Raw genomic sequence first — 19,168 nt, 5'->3', positions numbered from 1 at the left:
GCGTCGATAATGAATATTATTATCGAAATCAAGTCAATGGGAGGTCGTCCGTGAGTGTCGTCGAGGAGTCGCCGAGTCATCCGCCGCCTGGCCTGCGAGGGTTGGTGTCGCTGCTGGGTTTGCAGGGGCCGCTGGTGGGGCTCGCGGCGCTCAGCTCGACGGTGGCCGCCGCGCTGGGGTTGGTGCCGTTCTTCATCGTCGCGCGCATGGCCACGGCCATCTACGCGGAGCCGCCGAAGCTGGACGAGGTCCGCACGCTGGCGCTCGTCGCAGTGGGGGCGCTGGTGCTGCGCTACCTGTTCGTCGCGGGGGCGACGATGGCCGCGCACATCGCCGCATTCCGAATCCTCCATGCGCTGCGCCTGCGAATCGCGCGGAAGCTCGGCGCGGTGCCACTGTCGTTCTTCAGCCGTCGGTCCACGGGCTCGCTGAAGACGACGCTGATGGACGACGTGAATCAGATTGAGTCGTTCGTCGCGCACAACTTCCCGGACGCGGTGGCCGCCATGGTGGTTCCGCTCGCCACGGCCGTCGCGCTGCTGTGGGTGGACTGGCGGATGGCCCTGGCGAGCATCGCCGTCGCTCCCTTGGCCGTGGGCGCCATGGCGCTCGCGATGCGCGATGTCGGCAAGGCGCATGCGCGGTGGAACGAGATTCAGCAGCGGATGAACGCGTCGCTCCTGGAGTACTTCCGGGGCATCAAGGTCATCAAGACGTTTGGCCTCTCCGCGGCCCGCTTCGGGGACCTCTCGCGCTCCATCGAGGAGGGCCTGGCGTGGATGGAGGGCTTCATGCGCACCAACGGGCGGGGCTATGGCGCCTTCGGCGCGCTCATCGGCTCCAGCCTCGTCGTCCTCGTGCCCCTGGGAGGCTGGCTCTACGTGCGAGGCGGGCTCTCGCTGGAGTCGCTGGTGTTGTTCCTGGTGCTGGGACCCCAGCTCCTCATGTCGCTGATGCGGCTGATGTTCGCGTGGGGCAACGTCGAGCGCGTCACAGCGGGCAACGAGCGCATCCACGACATCCTCCTGGCGCCCGACCTGGAAGACGTCGCGGGCACCGAGTCGCCACGACATGACGGAATCTCCTTCCGCGAGGTCGACTTCCGCTACGACAGCGCGGGGAAGGACGTGCTCCACCGCGTCACGTTCGATGCGCCGGCCGGGAAGGTGACCGCGCTCGTGGGGCCCTCGGGCGCTGGCAAGTCGACGCTCGTGAAGCTCGTGCCCAGGCTGTGGGAGGCCCATGGCGGCACGGTGGAGCTGGGGGGCGTCGACGTGCGCAAGCTGCCGCTCGACACGCTGCTCTCGCGCGTCTCCATGGTGTTCCAGGACGTGTTCCTCTTCCATGGCTCCGTCCGCGAAAACCTGCGGCTGGGACGCGCGGAGGCGACGGACGCGGAGCTGGAGGCCGCATGCCGCGCCGCGCGGGCGCATGACTTCATCCTCGGGCTGCCCCAGGGGTACGACACGATGCTGGGCGAGCGCGGCGCGCGGCTGTCCGGTGGAGAGAAGCAGCGGCTGTCCATCGCGCGGGCCCTGCTCAAGGCCGCGCCCGTGCTCCTGCTCGACGAGGCGACCGCGTTCGCGGACCCGGAGAACGAGGCGCGCATCCAGGAGGCGTTGTCGGAGCTGTGCGAGGGGAGGACCGTCGTGGTCGTCGCCCACCGGCTGTCGACCATCGCCACCGCCGACCACATCGTCGTGCTCGACGGAGGACGGGTCCAGGACCAGGGCCCGCATGAGGTATTGCTCGCGCGCTGCGCGCTCTACCAGCGGCTGTGGGCGAGTCACTCGGATGCACGGGACTGGTCGCTCGGCGGTGCCGAGGCAGAAGCCCCGCGTGGTGTGGAGGTGGCGTCATGATTGGAGAGTTCTTCACGCTCGGAGAGCGGCTGGCGGGCCAGAAGGACGCGCGGCTGCGGCGCGGCTTCCTCTTCGCCTTCGGTGAGGCGGTGGCGACGGCGCTGCCCTATGCGCTGGTCCTGTTCTTCGTCCGCGCGGCGTTGGAGCGACGGTTCACCCTGGAGCTGACGGGCCAGGTGACGGGCGGCATCGTCCTCGCGGTGCTCCTGCGGATGGTGTTCACCCGGTCGGCGATGTCGAACATCTTCACCGCGGCCCATGCGTTGATGGGACAGGCCCGCATCCGCACGGCGGACCACCTGCGGCGGTTGCCCATGGGCTTCTTCACCCAGCACCGCAGCGGCGAGCTGATGGGCGTGCTCACGACGGACCTGGCGCTCGTCGAGGACATCTGGTCGCACATCATCGGCGTCTTCGCCGCCAGCTTCGCCCTGCCGATGCTGGTGGGCCTCGGGCTGTGCTTCCTCGACTGGCGGCTGGGGCTCGCCGTCCTCGCGATGTTGCCCGTCGCGCTCGTCGTCCTGGCGGCCACGACGCCCCTCTTCGTGCGGGAAATCACCTCCGTGCTCGAGGCGACGGCGGACGTGAACGCGCGCATCGTCGAGTACGTGCAGGGCATCGCCGTGCTCCGCGCCTTCGGTCGACACGGTGAGGTGTACCAGCGCTTCGTGAAGGCGATGGAGCGGCTGCGTGACGCGCTCATCCGCGCGGAGGTGGCGCCGTCACCGCTCCTGTCCGTCTTCGGCTTCCTGGTCGAGGCGAGCTTCGTCGTCGTGGCGTTCGTGGGCAGCACGCTGGCCTTCCAGGGGACGCTGGCTCCGGGGACGCTCCTGGTGTTCCTCGTGGTGAGCGTGGGCGTGACGCGACAGGTGGCCGAGCTGGGCGTGGCGCTCCTCATGCTCCGAGGCTCCCAGCGCGCGCTGGAGCGCGTGGACCGGCTCATGGCCGAGAAGCCGCTGAGCGAGCCTTCCTCGCCGGCGGCGCCTGTCACCCGCTTCAACGTGGAGGTGGAGGCCGTCTCCTTCGCGTACGAAGGGGAGCACGTGCTGAAGGACGTCTCCGTCGAGTTCCGCGAGCAGTCGCTCACGGCGATTGTCGGTGCCTCGGGCTCGGGCAAGTCGACGCTGGTGCATCTGGTCGCGCGGCTGTGGGACGTGCCGCGAGGGCAGGGGGCCATTCGCATCGGCGGAGTCGACATCCGGGATTTGCCGTTCGAGGAGCTGCACCGGCACATCGCGATGGTGTTCCAGGACGTGGTGCTGTTCTCCGGGACGGTGCTCGACAACCTGCGCGTGGGCCGCGCGGATGCGTCCCGGGAGGACGTCGAGCGCGCCGCCAGGGCCGCGAGGGCGCACGACTTCATCCAGGCGCTCCCCCAGGGCTTCGACACCGTGCTCACCGAGGACGGTGGCTCACTCTCGGGAGGCGAGCGGCAGCGGCTGTCCATCGCGCGGGCCATCCTCAAGGACGCGCCCATCGTCCTGCTCGACGAGGCCACGGCTTCGGTCGATGCGTCCGCGGAGGCGGAGATTCAGCGGGCGATTGACGAGCTGGTCCGGCACAAGACGGTGGTCGTGATTGCGCACCGGCTGCGGACGGTGCGTCGCGCGCACCGCATCGTGGTGCTGGAGCGCGGACGCGTGGCGGAGAGCGGGACTCACGACGAGCTGGTGCGTCGCGAGGGGCCCTATGCGGCGCTCTGGCGTGAGCAGGAGCGGGCCAAGGGATGGCACCTGGGCCCGCGGCGAGAAGTCCCCCGGGCCGAGCAGGGGTAGGGCCGTCGCTACCGTCGACGGAGTTCTTCGTTCACGTCCTCGCGGAGGCGGTGCAGTGCCTCCGCGAGCGGGTCGTCGGAGTACACCCGAACCCAGGCATGCAGGCCCAGCACGGCCTCCAGCTCGACGAGCGCCTTCAGCACGCGTCCGGGTTCCATCGTGTTGACCCGGACCGAGAGGCTGTCGTTCCCGGGTGCCGATTCCACGCGGTCGTCCGGTGTCAGGTACGGACGAAGGTGCGGGACGACGTCGGGCGGGCCGCGCTTCGGCTGCGAGAAGGAGCCCCTCACGATGACGCGCTGACTGGTGAGCATGAGCGCGGTGCCACCCTGGCGCTGGGCGAGGTAACCCAGGCGGGGGCCAAAGTGGTCTTCCTCCAGCAGGACGTGCGGGCCCGCCACCGTGACGTCGCCGGTCAGGTCCTTCGCATAGCGGCTCGCCACCTCCGCGGACTGGAACAGGACCCACAGGCGCAGCCGCCCCGCGTGAGGGCCGCGCGAGGCGAGGCGCTGTTCGAGGCGCAGGTCCTTGGGGACCTCCACCAGCTCCGCCGCGACGACCGCGCCGTTCTCCTGGGCGAGTGTCTTCAGCCTCGCCACCACGGTGTCGAGGGACTCCCTGCCACCAGGGGCGCCCCAGTAGCCCACGAGCCCGTGGAGCTGGTTCGCATGGCGGATGAAAGAGCCGTGCACTTCCTCTTCCAGCACGCGCTCCAGTGCGCCCAGGGTCGCCGTGTCCCGCACTCCAAACGCGGTCGCCAGCTCGAATCTACCGTGCCCGTGAATCTCCGAGTGGACCATGCGCCCCTTGCGCTTCCACAAGAGGGTCCGCAGCGCGGGGAAGTCGTCATCCAGCGTCATCTCGGTGTGCAGCATCACCACCCGGCCCAGCGAGGCCATCAAATCGGGGACGCGCTCCTCCGCGCCCACCGGGATGCCCTCCGCCGCGAGCAGCTCCTTCCATCGCTCCGGGTAGGCGCGTCCCGACTTCCAGTCTGGCAGGAGCGTGTCGAGGTAGGCCGTGGCCTCTTCAGCCGTCTCGAAGCGACCCACGAGCACGCAGTCTCCGCTGTTGTTTCCGGAGAACCCGCGCCACACGCGAACGCCGTCGGTCAGCGCCTCTCCCAAAGGCGCCCCCGCGCGCGCACAGCCCGCCAGGGGCGACGGCGCGGACAGCACGTCTCGCCGCCCGTTCCATCCCGCGAGCACATCCTCCGCCGAGGTGATGGGAAGTCCCCCGCCCTGAAACGAGCACGCCTTCAGCCGTCGGTCCGACGTCAGGGTGACGAAGTCGAGCCCCGCGCCGCAGTCGCCGCCGAAGAGCCGGGGGACCTCCGTCAGCGTGTCTCCGAAGCAGACCGACAGGCGCGTGCGCAGCGGGCTGTCCGCGAGCACCTCCGTGAGTCGTGCCTCATCCGAAGGACTCAGTCGGAGCTTCGCGTCGTCGCCGACGTAGCGCAGGAGCGCGGCATCTCGACAGCCCAGCGCGTGAAGCGTCCGGAGCTGTGCGGGCAGCGTGGGCAGTCGCTCCGGGGTCGCGAGGATGTTCACGCCGAACGTCTGTCCGGCGCGGGCGAGCCGCTCGACACACGCCTCCCAGTCGTTGTCGTCGTAGAGCGACACGCGGACCTCTCCCAGGTGGGGCGCGAGTCGTGCGAGTCGCTCGTCGGAGAGCAGCATCCCGTTGGTGGTGAAGTGGATGGCGAGCGGCGTCTCGTTCGACAGCCGCCGCACCAGCTCATCGAGGCCACGAAAGGCGAGGGGCTCGCCGCCACCGAACGCGACCTCCAGCGTGCCCGCGCGGGCCAGGCCCGCCAGCACGTCGAAGGCGGAGTCCACCGTCCACTCGCTCTTCGCTTCCCGCTCTCTCGAACAGAAGGTGCACGCGAGGTTGCACGCGTTGGTGATGCCGAAGAGGACCAGCCGGGGCGCCCTTCGCCGCAGGTGGCGCGTCCGGGGTCCGTCCACGCGGAGGTTCGTGCCGGTGATCCGGTGGAACCAGAGGAGGGCGCCATCGAGCGCGTGGGGGCGCCAGTCGGAGTGTGGCTGCATGAAGGTCCTCGCAACCCCCTGGATTCAGGGGCAATCCAAGGGTGGGGCGTGGTTCTCAGCCTACAAGAAACAATCGACGTTCCAGGGCCGATAACTCCAGAGTCAGCCGAAGTCTGGCCGCCCACACCCCCCGAGGTCCCACCCACATGGGTTTCAAGATCCCCAGCTTCAACGACGTTCGGAAGACGGTGACGAACACCGTCAACGACGTGAAGGACACGGTCGTCGACAAGGCGACGGACGTGAAGAAGGCCGTCGTCGACACGACCAAGGACGTGTTCGAGGACGTGAAGCACAACCCCGTCACTGACGCGTTCAAGAAGGCCATCACCGACCCGAAGGACCTGGCCCGCGACGTGTTCCAGACGGGCCTGCGCACCGCCTACCACGGCGTCACGAAGGTGCTGCCGGACGGCGCCGCCGACCAGCTGGTGAAGGCGGCCGAGGGCGGCATGGATGCCCTGGCCAAGACGTCGGAGCTGCTCGTCGGCAAGGACTCCTCCATCACCCAGAGCCTGAAGACGCTGGGCAAGGTGGACCTGGAGGGCATCACCCGGACGACGGACCCGGTGACGGGGCAGAAGCTGCAGGGTGACTGGCCCAAGCTGTGGGGCACCTGGCTGCTCGAGGAGAAGCCCAAGGACCTGGGCACCTGGGACAAGACGGACAACGGCACCGAGCGCGTCACCGTGCGCGACAACGCGTACACCGAAGACCTGGCGGGCCGTCCCCACCAGCAGCAGGTGACCGAAGAGTTCTTCAAGATGTACCCGAACCCGAAGCCCGGCGACGTGTTCCCTCCCGCCGAGGCCACCGACGCGCAGAAGGACAAGGCCCTGTACCGCTTCACGGGCCCGGGCACCGACGAGAAGAGCAAGGAGAAGTACACCTCGCTGGAGTGGTTCATCGGCTCCTACCGCACGCAGGTGACGTGCACCGGCATCGACGAGAAGACCGGCAAGCCCAACCTCCAGTACGAGGTCGTCAACAACTCGCACCTCGAGTCCGGCACCCGCGTGCCCGCGTCCTTCCAGGACAAGGGCCTGCCCCCCGCGCTCGTCCAGGACCGCCAGCGTGAGACGGGCCTGGGCGTCGGTGGTGACTGGATTCAGCGCTACGTGTGGACCAACAACGGCGTGGACAACCCCACCAAGTAGCCCCGTCCCCGGTCGTTGACGAAGGCCCGGTGGTCGCGAACAGCGGCCCCGGGCCTTCTGCTTTCTGGCGTCCGGGTTCGCGCGATGCCTGCGCCAACGTGACTCGGAGCGCCGTGGGTCGCCGCCGAAAGGTGTGACGTCCTGCGTCACATCACGCCCCTCGGTTTTTCCTAGGCGTCAGGAAACATTTTCGGCTGATTCGCGAAGATGTAGGTATCCCCCCTTCAACACGAGGCGCTGTCATGGCCGGTATCTCCTCTGTGAACAGCAGCGCAGCCGAGTCCGCCCGTCGCCGAGCGGAGGCCGCGCGCGTCGCGGCCGAGCAGCAGACGGCGGCCAAGGCCAAGCCCAAGGCGAAGCCCGTGGAGAAGGTGGAGACGGTCTCCACGTTCGAGGGGCCTCGCAAGACGGGGGCGGAGAAGCTCACCGGGGAGAATGCCCCGCTCGCCGCCAAGGGGCCGCTGGACAGCGCGCCCGCGGACCCGAAGGCCCGCGCGGGTTGGTGGAAGCAGCTGTCGCCCACGGAGCAGTCGCAGGTGGTCAGCTCGGACCCCAAGAAGCTCGGCTCCATGGATGGCCTGCCGGCCTCCGTGCGTGACACCGCGAACCGCACGCAGCTGAAGAATGAAATCGCCCAGCTCAGCGCGGAGAAGTCACCCTCCAAGGACCAACAGCGCCAGCTGGAGAACGCGCGGGCGGTGCAGACGCAGCTCGACCGGGTGGCGAAGGAGGCGGGCTCCGCGCAGTTGCTCGTCTATGACTCGACCTTCGTCAATGGCGAGGGCCGTGCGGCCATCGTCGCCGGCAACCTGGACACCGCGAAGCATGTGTCGGTGAGCGTGCCGGGCCTGAACTCGGACGTGCGCGGCTACATGGACAACATCACCAGCGACGCGCTCAAGCTCCACAAGGCCTCGGGCACGCAGCAGGGTGAGGTCGCGACGGTGGCCTGGATGGGCTACGACGCGCCGGGCTTCCAGAACGTGGCGTCCGACAACGCCGCGGAGAATGGCGCCAAGCTGCTGGCCGCCGACGTGGCCGGCATCCGCGCCGCGCGCGACGGAAACCAGCCGCACCTGACTGTCATTGGCCACAGCTATGGCAGCACCACCGCCTCCATCGCCGCCGACAAGAACGGCCTCCAGGCGGATGACCTGGTGCTCATCGGCAGCCCCGGCGCGGGCAGCGCCAAGTCGGTGAAGGACTACGACGGCGCGCTCGCCAACGGCCACGTGTGGTCCGGCTCGGCCAGCCGGGACGTGGTGTCCTGGCTCAATGGCAGCAACCTGCCCGGGGACCCGCTGGGACAGGACCCGTCCGAGAACAAGTTCGGCGCCAACCGGTTCACCGCGGAGGCGAAGGACCGCGGGGACAAGAGCAACATGGGCGACCATTCCAAGTACTACAAAGAGGGCTCCGAGTCCCTGGCCAACCTGGCGGACATCGTCACCGGGAACTACGGCGGAGTGGACCGGGCCCAGCAGCGCTACGGCGAGCATGACTGGTGGAAGGGCAACCGCGTCATCGACCCCGAGGCGAAGCGCGCCGTGGAGTGAGCCGGATGTAGAGCGGGCCCAAGGTCCGCTCCACCGGAATCCCTTACAATTTTTTCGCGGGACCGGCCGGTGCTCTGGCGGGTCCCGCTTGTCTTGAGTGGACCTGGGAAGGTCGTGCATGCGCTTGTCGAACGTGGTGTTGAAGAGCCCTGACGTGGGCTCACGGCTGTCGTCTGTCGAAGTGGTGCAAGGCAGTCTGGTGAGCGGACGCGAGCGGGTGCTCGTCAATGCATCCAACACGAATGGCCAGCTCGGCTCGGGTGTCTCCGGCGCCATCCGCCGGGCGTGCGGCGAAGGCTTCCAGGAGCACATCCTCGCGGCGCTGAATGCGCGCTTCGGTGGACCCATGGCGCCGGGAGAGGTGCTGGTGACGGAGGCGGGCGCGCACCCCACGGCGAAGTGGGTGGCCCACGTCGCGGTGATGGACTATCGCGAGGGCATTCACGGGGGCTCGTTCCCGGACTCGCAGCGCATCCGCGCGGCCTGCGTGAAGCTGTGGGAGACGCTGGAGCAGTTGGACGAAGCAGACCTCTCCGTGGCCATGGTCGCCCTGGGGGCCGGCACTGGAGGGCTCTCGCTGCGTGAATCGGTGGACCTGGCGTGCTCCACGCTGAGCGAGCACCTGAGCGCCAGAGAGGGTTCGCGGCTCGGGCGTCTGGTCTTCTACGGCTACAACCTGCCGGAGTACATCGCCACCGTGGATATCGTCTCGCGCTACTTCGCGCTGCCGGAGGGCTCCGTGTCGCGCGAGGTGCTGGACTTCGTGGAGCGCTGTCGCGAGCAGGAGCAGCGCGGCAGGTAGTCGCCGCGCGCTCACGGGCGCAGCCGGTCAGCCGAACCGCTCGCGCAGCGCCGACGCATGGCTCCGGCTGAGCGGCAGAGGCGCTTCCAGCCCGCGCAGGTAGACGTCACCCCCGCCACTCAAGCCCCGGTCCACGCGCTCGACGTAGGTCAGGTTGACCAGCGCGGAGCGGTGGATGCGCGCGAAGGTCCGCTCCGGCAGGCGCAGCTCCCACTCCTTCAAGGGGCGCGGCGACAGCGTGCACTGGCCGTCCGCCGTGACGAGCTCCACGTAGTCGCCCGCGCCGCGAAGGCAGACGAGCTGCTCCACCCGCACGAAGCGCGACTTCGCGCCGTTCTCCAGGAACAACACGTCCGCCTCGGTGAGCTTCTGGCGGGTGGGGCCCTGCGCGGGCGCCGGTTTACCCTGCTCCCGTTCCACCAGTCGCTCCACGGCCCGCGCCAGCCGGTCCGGATGCACGGGCTTGAGCAGGTAGTCCAGCGCGTTGACCTCGAACGCCCGCAGCGCGTGCGTGTCGTGGGCCGTGACGAAAATCACCTGGAATGGCCGCTCGGGCAGGCGGGCGAGCAGCTCGAAGCCACCCTCTCCGGGCATCTGCACGTCCAGGAAGAGCAGCTCCGGCCGCAGCTCCTCGATTCGCTCCAGCGCGGACTTCACGCTGTCCGCCTCGCCCACGACCTTCACATGGGGAGACGATGACAGCATCTCGCGCAGCTCGACTCGGGCGAGCCGCTCGTCATCCACGAGCAACGCGCGCAGGGGCAGCGTCATGCGATTCCTCCGCGAGTATCGGGGTCCATTCCATGGCGGGAAGCTCGACGACGATGTGGACCCAGCCGTCCGTCTCCGACGTCTCCAGCTTCGCGCGGTCCGCGTAGAGGTGGGCCAGTCGCTCGCGCACGTTGCGGAGCCCGGTGCCCGTGCCCTGGGGGCCCAGCTCGCGCGCCGCGGGCGCCCACGTGCCGGTGTTGTCCACCTGGATGCGCAGCACGTCCCGCACCCGCGTCACCCGCACACGCACGCGCACCGGCAGCACTCCGGACGCGAGGCCGTGCTTCACCGCGTTGTCCACCAGCGGCTGGATGAGGAACGCGGGCACGGTGAGCTGCTCGGTGCCGGGCTCCACGGAGAGGCTCGCGTCCAGCTTCTCCTCGAAGCGCACCGACTCGATGCTCAGGTAGCTGCGCACCATGGACAGCTCCTCCTCCAGCGGGACATGCGGGTAGTCCCCCTTCTGGAGCGAGAAGCGCAGGAAGTCCGCCATCTCCGTCACCATGCGCCGCGCACGGGCGGGGTCCTCCCCGATGAGGGCGCGCACGGAGGTGAGCGCGTTGAACAGGAAGTGCGGGTGCATCTGGTGACGCAGGGACGCGAGCCGCGCCTCCTGCGCCAGGGTGTCCGCTCGCAGGGCGCGCTCGCGCTCCTCCTGCCAGGCTCGGGCGTGTTTGATTCCGAAGTAGAGCCCGCTCCAGCCCAGCAGCGTGACGCCGTATTCCAGCGAGAGCCGGGGAAGCGACATCTGGTGTCGATGCCAGTCGTACGTGGGATAGAGCCAGATGGCCCACAGCTCACCCAGCACCGTCCAGAGGACTCCGAACGCCGCGCTGGTGACCATGGCCCAGAGCGTCTGCCGCCGGAAGGTGCCCGGAAAGAGGCGCCGGTAGGCCAGCCTCATCACGCTGGTGAGCGCCAGTCCGTACAGCGCGCGGTGCGCCTTGGCCACCACCAGGTGCAGCGCGCCGCCATCCGCGTTGATGGCCGGATAGAAGGTGATGATGAGCAGGATGGCGTAGAGCCCCCAGCCCCCGAGCTGCAGGGTCCAGAACGCTGGAGCGGGGGCCAGGCGGTGTTTCATGCGCGGGAACCTACCAGAGTGAATCCAGCCCGACGACGCGCGAGCGCCTCGGGGATGCGTGCGCCTGTCTGTCTGCTCTCAGGTCTTCAGCATGGAGCGCAGGAGCGTTCCGAACGCGCGCATCTCCTCCACCGTGCCCAGCGTCAGGCGCAATGCGGAGTCGTCCATGGAGATGGGGACGTTCGGGTTCGTCATCAGGTGGAAGCCATGGGGGGCGAAGCGCACGGGCAGGTCCAGTTGCTGCCGGGTCAGGGGAATCCAGAGGAAGTTGCCGTGGCCCGCGACGTACTTCATCCCCAGTTCGTCCAGGACGCGGGTGGTGACCTCGCGAGACTCGGCGGTGAGCTTGCGCATGCGGGCGAGGAAGGGCTTGTCCTGAAGGCTCGCCGTCGCGGCCAGGATGGACGTGGAGTTGGGGAGGGACATCCGCAGCTCGGACAACCGCTGGATGACCTGGGGCTGGGCCAGGGCGTAGCCCACGCGCATGCCGGCCAGCCCATAAATCTTGGAGAAGGAGCGGGCGATGATGACGCTGCTTCCCGCGCGCACCTGGTCCACCATGGACTGGCCCGGCGCGGGCTCCAGGTAGTTCAGATACACCTCGTCCACCAGCACGGTGGCGCGGGGAGACACCGCCTCGCAGAAGGCGCGCAAGCGGGCCGGGTCGACGATGGTGCCCGTGGGGTTGTTGGGATTGCACACCGAGACGAGCTTCGTGCCCGCGCCCACGCGGGCCTCCATGGCCGCAAGGTCATGCGTCAGCGTGGCGTCGAGCGGAACGCGCTGCACCTTCCCTCCGACGCGCTCGGCGTAGTTGGCGAGGACGGGAAAGGTCAGGTCCGCGCACACGACGCCGCCCCCACCGGAGGCGTACTCCGCCGCGATGAGCGTCAGCGCCTCGAAGGAGCCCGCGGTGAGCAGGACGTGCTCGGGCGTCAGGCCCTCCTGCTCGGCGATGAGGCGCTTGAGGGCATTGACGCTGTCGGCCGTGGCGTAGCGGCTGCTGAGGTGGAGGGACTCGCGGATGGCTCGCTTCGCGCCTTCAGAAGGGCCGTAGCGGTTCTCGTTGGAGAAGAGGCGGACGGGGTCCTCGCTCGGCGCACGCCTGGGCGCGGGGGCGGCCCGTGCGGGTTCGGGCCGGAGCGCCAGTCCGGCGGTGGTCGCCGCGGCGCCGGCGAGGAGGGCCCTGCGGGTGGGAAGGAAGTGGGACACGTCGATTCTCCCGGCGCTGAATGGGGTGGACGTCTCAGCGCGAGGAGAAGGTTAGGGGCGTGGCGGGGCTCAATCGCGGGTGCATCTGTGAAGGCCCGCACGCAGCCGGCGAGCGGTGTCCTTCACCTGTGAGCGGCGGGGGCGGCGCATCCCAAGCACCTTTTCGTGCCATTCCCCGACAATTGAGAATCGGAGGATGCACCATGCCTTTTGAGCACGGCGGTCGGATTGGTCCCAGGGTCGTCCCGCTCCCCAAGCCGTCTCCTCCGCCCCCGGCGCCCGAAGTGAAGGCCGTCGCTCCGGCGACTGTCGCCAAGGGCCACTCCCAGGTGGACAGCTTCCAGGCCACCACCGCCAGCGCGAAGTCCGCCGAGTCCCCCGCTCCAGTGGACAACACCTGGTCTGGGACCCAGCCGCTCTCCGAGGCGCGCAACGCGCATCGCACCAACACGAAGGAGCAGTTCGAGGACGCGCTGAACAGCGGCGCGAACTGGTTCGAAGGTGACGTCCGGAAGGAGATCAACAAGGACTCTCCGGAGATGCGCCACGACAAGAACCACGAGGATGGGGACAACCTCACCCTCAACGAGTGGCTGACGATGGGGAAGGAGTCCGGGCGCGGACTCAAGCTCGACATCAAGGAGGCCGACCAGATGCCGGCCGTCCTCGACGAGCTGGAGAAGGTGGGCATCTCCGAGGACCGGTTGATGCTCAACCTGGGCTTCGAGGACATGCAGGAGTGGGGGCCGAAGATTCGTGAGCGCTTCCCCAATGCCATCCTGGCCATCAACCCGCCCACCGGGGGAGAGGTGAAGGGGACGGATGCACAGAAGATGGTCGACCTGGCGAAAGAGCTGGGCGGGCCCGCCACCTTCGTGGTGCGTCACGACAAGCTGACCGACGAGGCCATCAAGACCTTCCTGCCCGCTGGGAGCCCCGCCGCCGGCACCATCTCGGTGTGGGGCGATTCGAAGGACCCCGTGAAGGCCGCCGAGGACCTGAAGGCCCGAGGCGTCAACGGGATGATCGACATCGCCGGACCCCATGGGAACAGCTGGGGCGACAGGGCCGACGCCGTGAAGAACTGGTTCAAGACCGGCTGGGACAAGTTTCTCTAGCCGCGTTGCTGGGAACGCGTGAGCGGCAGCCGGTGTCAAAGCCGCCCGCGTTTCCGTGGCGCCGGGGATGTGCCGCGCGTGTGTCGCTTTGCGGCGCCGCCGCGCGACGTGCCACGCTCCGGGCATGGCCTTCGAGTGCAAGGGATTCGGCGCGAGCCTGAGAGGATTCATTCCTCGGTGGGCTCTTGCCATGGGATTGGGGCTGAGTCTCCGCGTGCATGCCCAGGTGGAGACTCCCCGCGAGGAGCGGGCGCGGCTCGCGGAGCGCTTCGTGCTCGCCGCGCGAGAGGTGTTGGGCGTGCCTTATGTGTTGGGTGGGCGCCTGCGGGAAGGCGGCGAGGGGCTCGATTGCCAGGGCGTGTTGTTCTACGCCGCCGAGCGGGTGGGGCGCTGTGGCTGGAAGTCCTTCTCCGTGCTGCCCACGGTGTCGGTGCCCGCGGAAGAGTTGGGGGCGTCGGTGTCGGGCCTGTCCCCCGTGGCGTCCTCTTCGCTCGCGGTGTCCCGCCTCCTACCCGGTGACGTGCTGTGGCTGGTGGGGTTCGACGCCAATCCCGCGGAGGGTGCCGTGGGCGAGCTGTCGGGCCGCCCTGTCTGGGTCTGGCATACCGGGCTCTACAGCGGGAACGGGAAGTGGATTGTCGGTGACCACTTCGCTGGCGAGGTGGTGGAGGTGGACCTGGTGACCTACTTGAAGGAACACGCGGACACCTACTCGGGTCTGGTGGTGACGCGGATGGATCAGGGTCCTCGGCCTGGCCGCTGTCGTCAGCATGCGCCCATGCCGAAGCCTCGTGCGACGCGCACGGCACCTCCCGGGGCTTCACTCCCGCGCCGCGATGGTGGCACGTGAGTGGCTTTGGATGGACGGTGACAGTTGCCATCGGGTAGTCCGTGCGGCTGCGTTTCACTTCGGGGAGCGTGAGCGTGAACATCAAGGGACTGACAGGGCTGGCGGTCCGCATCGAATTCAAGAACGCGCCGAGGAAGGAAGCGGCCTGGCTGCGAAGCCGGCTGGAGGGGCAGAAGCGCTCCGTCGCCCAGCGCCTCGAAGAGCTGCGTCAGCGTCCGCTGGTCGACCTGGGCTGGCTCTCCAGCCCCATCGAGCTCTGCTATGCCGTGGCCGACGCGGAGGCTCCGGCGGAGCGCGCGTTCCTGGAGGCGCTTCTCGAGCTGGCCGTGCGGAAGGGGGGACGTGGCGAGCTGGCGGTCTTCGCGCTCGACGGTGACGTGCGGTGCTTCCTCTGGGAAGGCACGAAGCGCGCGCTGTCCGTGCGTCACTCCGACTCGCGTGTGAAGACCGACTTCGTCACCTTGCGGAAGCACCGCCGGGAAGCGGCGCTGCGGTACGTTCCTCCCCGGACCGACGCCTTGCGCTGCGCGTGTGGTGTGCCCGTCGCACCAGCGGCCGTGGCCTGCGCGAGCTGCGAGCGTGACTTCACCGCGCCCATTGGCATCGAGTCGCGGCCCGAGGACCTGGAGCGCTTGCGGCCCATGCGCGACCGGCTGATGGAGCTGAGGATTCCGCTGCCCGAAGGGGACGTCTTCCTGGCGAACGTGTTCCGACCGCGCAACGCGTTCGAGGCGGTGACGTACGAGGAGCTGCTCCCCGCGGTGGGCCTCAAGCAGCTGAGCCGCCGCGAGATGAAGCGCCGTGTCGAGCTGCTGTCCGAGTTCGAGACCTGGCCGAAGCGCTACGCCCTCCCGGGGATGTCGGGCGAGTGGAGCTTCTCGCAGTGGTGCGTGGGCCTGGTGCGCCAGCTCCGCCCTTCGGCACGCAAGGTCCTGGAGCGACTGGCCAGGGAGCAGGGGGACCTGTTCGAGGAGGTCAAGGCCGTCGTCCGCGACGAGCCGGGCTGGATGGCGGCGGGAGAAGTCAGTGGAAGCTCGTTGCCCGCCTCCTTCCAGCAGGAAGCCATCGCCCATGCCCTGGACTTCATCCGGCGCTTCGGTGGCGACCGGGTGGAGCTGCCCGACGAGTATCTGCCGGCCCTCCAGCACGTCGCTCCGGACCTGCTCACCGCGAAGGAGCTGAAGCGCGGCGAGCAGTACCTGGATGAGCGCGCGATTCGTTCGGGCGTTGGTTTCGGGGACTACTTGAAGCGTCGGGGCACGAAGGCGAAGTCGAACACCCACGCGCTCGCGGCGGCGCTCAAGCAGGCGGGAGACCCCGACGCTGAGGACCGTGCGCCAGATGCGTTCCAGAACCTGGCCCGTGGCGTGGTCGAGTGGCTGGTGGATGGCCGCCGACCCGAGGTGGAGGATGTGGATGGCGACTGGCTCGTTCGGGAGTTCGAGGCGCTGAAGCGCTCGAAGACCCTGCCGAAGGTCATCCTCCAGCGCGCGGAGGAGGCTCGGCGCCTGCCCGCGCCCTTCGGCCTCACGGGCGCGCGGTGCTGGGACGTTCAGCCGGCGCGACTCTCCGACGAGGACCTCAAGGCCCGGGCGGCCTGTCCCGAGTGCAATCGGCGCGTGAAGCCGACGCGGGTGTTCCACATCCCCTCGCTCGACACCGACACGGAGGCGCGCACCCTCCGGCTCTATGAATGCGAGCCGTGTGACAGGGCCACGCTGTTCGCCCGCGCCGTGAAGCCGGCCCGTTCGACGAGGGCCCGTGCGCGTGTCTTCCTCGAGTTCAAGAACGCGCATGAGGTCAAGCGGCCGCTGCCGGAGGGCTTCGTCAAATGGCGCCACGAGCGCTTCGTGTCCCGTCAGGTGGGGGGCAAGCCGCTCGCGCTCCAGCTTCGAGGGCTGCCGCTGGTGCTGGAGGCCCATGACGCGGACTTGGATCAGGACCTCGGCTGTGGCCATCCCTTCGTCCGGATTCGCATCCATGCGAGCCAACTGGACCTCCAGCCCGGCTTCGGTGGAGGCACCGTCATCGGCGGGCTGTGCATGACGCCGGGCTGCAAGAAGCCGGACGTCCGGAATGTCCGCGACGACTGACGCCTGACGCGCGCGGCCGTCAGGTCTCGCGGGGCCACGTGAGCCGCACCTGCGTCCCGTGCGGCTCCAGGGGACTGATGGCCATGTCCCAGGTGAACCGGCGCGCCAGCCGCTCCACGAGCGACAGTCCGATGCCGAAGCCCGTGTGTCGGGGTTCGACCCGGCCGAAGCCCACACCCGTGTCGCGGATGCTCCAGCTGTCGGGGGAGATGTGGATGACGATGCGTCCCTGACTCGTGTAGGCGAGCGCGTTCTTGATGAGGTTGCCCAGCATCACCCGCGCCACGGACCCTGGCAGCGACACGAAGACCTCGCCCTCCGCCTCGATGACGAGCTCCACGTCGCCGCGCTGGCGGGGGCCGCCGTACAGTGCGGCCATCTCGCGGGAGATGCGCACCAGCTCGCAGTCCTCGTCGGTGCGGCCCGCGCGGGCCAGCCAGAGGATGCCCTCGGTCAGCAGGCCCATGTGGTGGACCGCCTGACGCAGCCGCTCGAAGGTCTCCACGTCCGACGGTGGGTCCTGCTCCAGAATCTCCACCGCGCCCTGGGCCACGGCCAGCGGCGTGCGCAGTTCGTGGCTCGCATCGCGGTTGAAGGCCCGCTCGCGCTCCAGCAACTCCTGGATGCGGGTGTCTCGGGCGCGCAGGGCCGCCGCGAGCGAGCGCACCTCGGCGATGCCGCCGTCTTCTTCCGGGCGCGGGGTGGCATCCGCTTGCACCCGTGACACGAGCTGCTCCAGGGGACGGCTGAGTCGTCTCGCGACGATGCGGGAGAGCAGCGCGGCGCCCAGCAGGGCCAGCAGGGCGCTGGTCACCAGCAGGTTGGCTGTCCGTTGGAGATGGCGCGTGGTGCTCGTCAGCTGCGTCGTGTTGAAGACCACGTAGCGCGTGGGTCCCTGGGCCTCGTCCGGGCGCACCGCGACATGGAAGTGGCCATGGTCCTGGGTGAACACCTCGCGCTCGCTGAGTGGAGCGTCCTTGGGCACCGACTCCTGGATCCACGGTGGAAGGCTGGCGTGGCCGACATAGGTCGTCATGCCGGACGGGACGACGCTGGCTTCGCCCGGGCGCCGGTCCGCCTCGGTGGCCACCAGCCGGCCGAAGATGGCGTCCTCCAGGTCGTAGCTGAAGACGGTGAAGAACGCTCCCATCAGCACGAGCGCGAGCACCGCGGACAGCGTCATGGCGCCCAGCAGGAGGCCTCGGACCGACCTAGTCTTGGGGCGCATCCAGGCTGTAGCCCTCATTGCGTCGGGTGGTGATGGAGGGGCTCATCCCCAGCTCCGCGAGCGCGCCTCGCAGGGCATAGACATGGGTGCGCAGGGCGCTGGATTCCGGGGCCTCGTCGCCCCAGAGCTGGTGGGCCAGCTTCTCCGTGGAGACAGGCTTGGGCGCGGCCTCCATGAGCAGCTTCAAGATGAGCGCCTCCGTCCTGTTGAGGCGCACGGTGCGCTCGCCCAGCCGCGTGTAGCCGGTGTCCGGCTCCAGGGTGAGCTGTCCCACCGTCAGCCGTCGTCCACTCGGAGGCACGGGGCGTCGCGCCAGGGCCTCGAGGCGCAGGCGCAGCTCGCGCAGGGAGAACGGCTTCACGAGGTAGTCATCCGCGCCCGCGCGAAAGCCCTCCTCCTTGTCTTCGAGCGTGTCCCGCGCGGTCAGCATCAGGATGGGGACCAGCCGGGGCGCGAGCTCCCGGTAGCGCTGACACAGCTCGATGCCGTTCAAACCCGGCAACATCAGGTCCAGGACGATGACGTCGTATTCATGGCCCAGCGCGAGCGTGAGTCCCTGCGGCCCCGTGGTGGCGAAGTCCAACTGGAAGTCCGCTCCCAGGAACCGGGCGATGTTCGCCTGGAGGTCGCGGTTGTCTTCGACGATGAGCACTCGCATGGGGATGCCCGGGAGGGCAGGGGACCTTGGAAGGAGAGGGCCCCAGGTTATCAGTCGCCGCGTCAACCGGAGGTCAACCCGGCGTTGACGCGTGGCTGACGTGGGCGTTGGCAAGGTGGCGGGGCCTCTCACTTCGAGGAATCCCGACATGACTCGCCTGCTCTCGCTGTGCCTGCTGCTGCTGTCCGCCTCCCTGGCCCACGCCGCCGAACCGGGGGCCCCGCTGGACGTGCGGGGCGCGGACGGAGAACGCATCCCCACCCAGGTGCTGGAGCCCGAGGGCGGCGCGGCGAACCCGCCAGTGGCCATCCTCCTGCACGGCCTCACCCGGAAGAAGGAGGACTGGCTGTCGGACGCGGCCCCCACGCATGGCGGTGTGTTGAAGGACGCGCTGCTGCGGGCCGGCTACCGCGTCTATCTCATGGATGCGCGACGACACGGGGAGCGGGCCACCCCCGAGGCGAAGCCTGGGGCGCTCGCCAAGCAGGCTCACCGTGGCGAGCCCGGCCCGTATATCGCGATGATTGCCGACACCATCAAGGACGCCCACGCGCTGCTCACCGCCGTGCTGGCGAAGGGCAAGCCGCCCAGGGTGCTCGTCGCCGGGTACAGCATGGGCGCCCAGGTGGGGCTCGTGCTCGCGGCGCGTGAGCCTCGTGTCACCCACCTCGTCACGATGGTGCCGCCCCACATCGAGCCGACGATGGAGGAGATTGCTCCCTCGCGACACATGTCACGGATTCACCAGGACTGGCTGCTGCTGACGGCGAACCAGGATGACTTCGCCCCTGTCGCGGAAAGCCGTGCGCTGTTCGACGCGGCCCCGTCTCGTCGCAAGGTGCACAAGACCTTCGACAGTGGTCATGCGCTTCCGCGTGAGTACCTGGACGAAGTGAGCCGCTGGTTGCAAGCGGACCGCCGAGCGCCCGCTGGTGGCAAGCGCCCCTGAGC

General features: G+C 69.0%; 15 protein-coding genes. 9 read left to right on the top strand and 6 right to left on the bottom strand.

Going from position 1 to position 19,168, the window contains the following annotated elements:
* Positions 1-50 precede the first annotated feature (50 nt).
* The gene (locus HUA78_RS15960; protein ID WP_174476634.1) at positions 51-1,862 is read left to right on the top strand and encodes an ABC transporter ATP-binding protein; all 1,812 of its coding nucleotides are present in this window, start codon (positions 51-53) and stop codon (positions 1,860-1,862) included.
* A complete protein-coding gene (locus HUA78_RS15955) occupies positions 1,859-3,637 on the top strand; it encodes an ABC transporter ATP-binding protein (RefSeq protein WP_174476633.1) in 1,779 nt (592 codons plus the stop codon). The genes HUA78_RS15960 and HUA78_RS15955 overlap by 4 nt, the downstream gene beginning before the upstream one ends.
* Before the next feature lie 8 nt (positions 3,638-3,645).
* Here HUA78_RS15955 and HUA78_RS15950 read toward each other — a convergent pair whose 3' ends face one another.
* Positions 3,646-5,688, bottom strand: coding sequence for a radical SAM protein (locus tag HUA78_RS15950; protein WP_174465367.1), 2,043 nt, complete (start codon positions 5,686-5,688; stop codon positions 3,646-3,648).
* Between the two features lie 146 nt (positions 5,689-5,834).
* Between HUA78_RS15950 and HUA78_RS15945 the strand changes: the two genes are divergently transcribed.
* The 3 genes from HUA78_RS15945 to HUA78_RS15935 all read left to right on the top strand — a co-directional run bounded on the left by HUA78_RS15945 (position 5,835) and on the right by HUA78_RS15935 (position 9,203).
* Complete coding sequence (locus HUA78_RS15945; RefSeq protein WP_174476632.1) at positions 5,835-6,845, top strand: hypothetical protein; 1,011 nt, start codon at positions 5,835-5,837, stop codon at positions 6,843-6,845.
* Positions 6,846-7,087: 242 nt separating this feature from the next.
* Positions 7,088-8,401, top strand: coding sequence for an alpha/beta hydrolase (locus HUA78_RS15940; RefSeq protein WP_174476631.1), 1,314 nt, complete (start codon positions 7,088-7,090; stop codon positions 8,399-8,401).
* Positions 8,402-8,519: 118 nt separating this feature from the next.
* Positions 8,520-9,203: a macro domain-containing protein gene (locus tag HUA78_RS15935; RefSeq protein ID WP_174462702.1), complete on the top strand. Its 684-nt coding sequence runs from the start codon at positions 8,520-8,522 to the stop codon at positions 9,201-9,203.
* A 27-nt stretch (positions 9,204-9,230) separates the two neighbouring features.
* Here HUA78_RS15935 and HUA78_RS15930 read toward each other — a convergent pair whose 3' ends face one another.
* The 3 genes from HUA78_RS15930 to HUA78_RS15920 all read right to left on the bottom strand — a co-directional run bounded on the left by HUA78_RS15930 (position 9,231) and on the right by HUA78_RS15920 (position 12,270).
* Complete coding sequence (locus HUA78_RS15930) at positions 9,231-9,974, bottom strand: LytTR family DNA-binding domain-containing protein (RefSeq protein ID WP_141641462.1); 744 nt, start codon at positions 9,972-9,974, stop codon at positions 9,231-9,233.
* Positions 9,940-11,058: a sensor histidine kinase gene (locus tag HUA78_RS15925; RefSeq protein WP_174476630.1), complete on the bottom strand. Its 1,119-nt coding sequence runs from the start codon at positions 11,056-11,058 to the stop codon at positions 9,940-9,942. The genes HUA78_RS15930 and HUA78_RS15925 overlap by 35 nt, the downstream gene beginning before the upstream one ends.
* Before the next feature lie 78 nt (positions 11,059-11,136).
* Complete coding sequence (locus HUA78_RS15920) at positions 11,137-12,270, bottom strand: histidinol-phosphate transaminase (protein WP_174476629.1); 1,134 nt, start codon at positions 12,268-12,270, stop codon at positions 11,137-11,139.
* A gap of 203 nt (positions 12,271-12,473) precedes the next feature.
* Between HUA78_RS15920 and HUA78_RS15915 the strand changes: the two genes are divergently transcribed.
* From HUA78_RS15915 to HUA78_RS15905, 3 genes are all read left to right on the top strand, one after another.
* Complete coding sequence (locus HUA78_RS15915) at positions 12,474-13,388, top strand: FAM151A/B family protein (protein ID WP_174462699.1); 915 nt, start codon at positions 12,474-12,476, stop codon at positions 13,386-13,388.
* A 190-nt stretch (positions 13,389-13,578) separates the two neighbouring features.
* Complete coding sequence (locus HUA78_RS15910; RefSeq protein WP_174476628.1) at positions 13,579-14,238, top strand: hypothetical protein; 660 nt, start codon at positions 13,579-13,581, stop codon at positions 14,236-14,238.
* Positions 14,239-14,306: 68 nt separating this feature from the next.
* On the top strand, positions 14,307-16,331 hold the full coding sequence (locus HUA78_RS15905) for a hypothetical protein (RefSeq protein WP_371745593.1): 2,025 nt from the start codon (positions 14,307-14,309) through the stop codon (positions 16,329-16,331).
* 19 nt (positions 16,332-16,350) lie between these two features.
* Here the strand turns inward: HUA78_RS15905 and HUA78_RS15900 are convergent, their stop codons facing one another.
* Both HUA78_RS15900 and HUA78_RS15895 read right to left on the bottom strand, forming a co-directional pair.
* Positions 16,351-17,559, bottom strand: coding sequence for a HAMP domain-containing sensor histidine kinase (locus tag HUA78_RS15900; RefSeq protein WP_254623739.1), 1,209 nt, complete (start codon positions 17,557-17,559; stop codon positions 16,351-16,353).
* Positions 17,543-18,217, bottom strand: coding sequence for a response regulator transcription factor (locus HUA78_RS15895; protein WP_141641457.1), 675 nt, complete (start codon positions 18,215-18,217; stop codon positions 17,543-17,545). Before HUA78_RS15895 ends, HUA78_RS15900 begins: the two co-directional genes overlap by 17 nt.
* Before the next feature lie 148 nt (positions 18,218-18,365).
* Between HUA78_RS15895 and HUA78_RS15890 the strand changes: the two genes are divergently transcribed.
* Complete coding sequence (locus tag HUA78_RS15890; RefSeq protein ID WP_174463956.1) at positions 18,366-19,166, top strand: alpha/beta hydrolase; 801 nt, start codon at positions 18,366-18,368, stop codon at positions 19,164-19,166.
* The last annotated feature ends 2 nt before the right edge of the window (positions 19,167-19,168 follow it).

Origin of the sequence: Myxococcus sp. CA033 (genome assembly GCF_013336625.1) — a bacterium.
In the GTDB taxonomy this organism is placed as follows: domain Bacteria; phylum Myxococcota; class Myxococcia; order Myxococcales; family Myxococcaceae; genus Myxococcus; species Myxococcus llanfairpwllgwyngyllgogerychwyrndrobwllllantysiliogogogochensis.
Note: the sequence above shows the minus strand (reverse complement) of the source record. Positions and strands in the feature narration are given on the sequence as shown.

What these genes read in the sequence shown, in the direction of transcription:
- HUA78_RS15950 (WP_174465367.1), bottom strand. Translation starts at nt 5,688, where the DNA reads ATGCAGCCACACTCCGACTGGCGCCCCCACGCGCTCGATGGCGCCCTC.
- HUA78_RS15930 (WP_141641462.1), bottom strand. Translation starts at nt 9,974, where the DNA reads ATGACGCTGCCCCTGCGCGCGTTGCTCGTGGATGACGAGCGGCTCGCC.
- HUA78_RS15935 (WP_174462702.1), top strand. Translation starts at nt 8,520, where the DNA reads ATGCGCTTGTCGAACGTGGTGTTGAAGAGCCCTGACGTGGGCTCACGG.
- HUA78_RS15955 (WP_174476633.1), top strand. Translation starts at nt 1,859, where the DNA reads ATGATTGGAGAGTTCTTCACGCTCGGAGAGCGGCTGGCGGGCCAGAAG.
- HUA78_RS15900 (WP_254623739.1), bottom strand. Translation starts at nt 17,559, where the DNA reads ATGCGCCCCAAGACTAGGTCGGTCCGAGGCCTCCTGCTGGGCGCCATG.
- HUA78_RS15945 (WP_174476632.1), top strand. Translation starts at nt 5,835, where the DNA reads ATGGGTTTCAAGATCCCCAGCTTCAACGACGTTCGGAAGACGGTGACG.
- HUA78_RS15940 (WP_174476631.1), top strand. Translation starts at nt 7,088, where the DNA reads ATGGCCGGTATCTCCTCTGTGAACAGCAGCGCAGCCGAGTCCGCCCGT.
- HUA78_RS15890 (WP_174463956.1), top strand. Translation starts at nt 18,366, where the DNA reads ATGACTCGCCTGCTCTCGCTGTGCCTGCTGCTGCTGTCCGCCTCCCTG.
- HUA78_RS15910 (WP_174476628.1), top strand. Translation starts at nt 13,579, where the DNA reads ATGGGATTGGGGCTGAGTCTCCGCGTGCATGCCCAGGTGGAGACTCCC.
- HUA78_RS15925 (WP_174476630.1), bottom strand. Translation starts at nt 11,058, where the DNA reads ATGAAACACCGCCTGGCCCCCGCTCCAGCGTTCTGGACCCTGCAGCTC.
- HUA78_RS15915 (WP_174462699.1), top strand. Translation starts at nt 12,474, where the DNA reads ATGCCTTTTGAGCACGGCGGTCGGATTGGTCCCAGGGTCGTCCCGCTC.
- HUA78_RS15895 (WP_141641457.1), bottom strand. Translation starts at nt 18,217, where the DNA reads ATGCGAGTGCTCATCGTCGAAGACAACCGCGACCTCCAGGCGAACATC.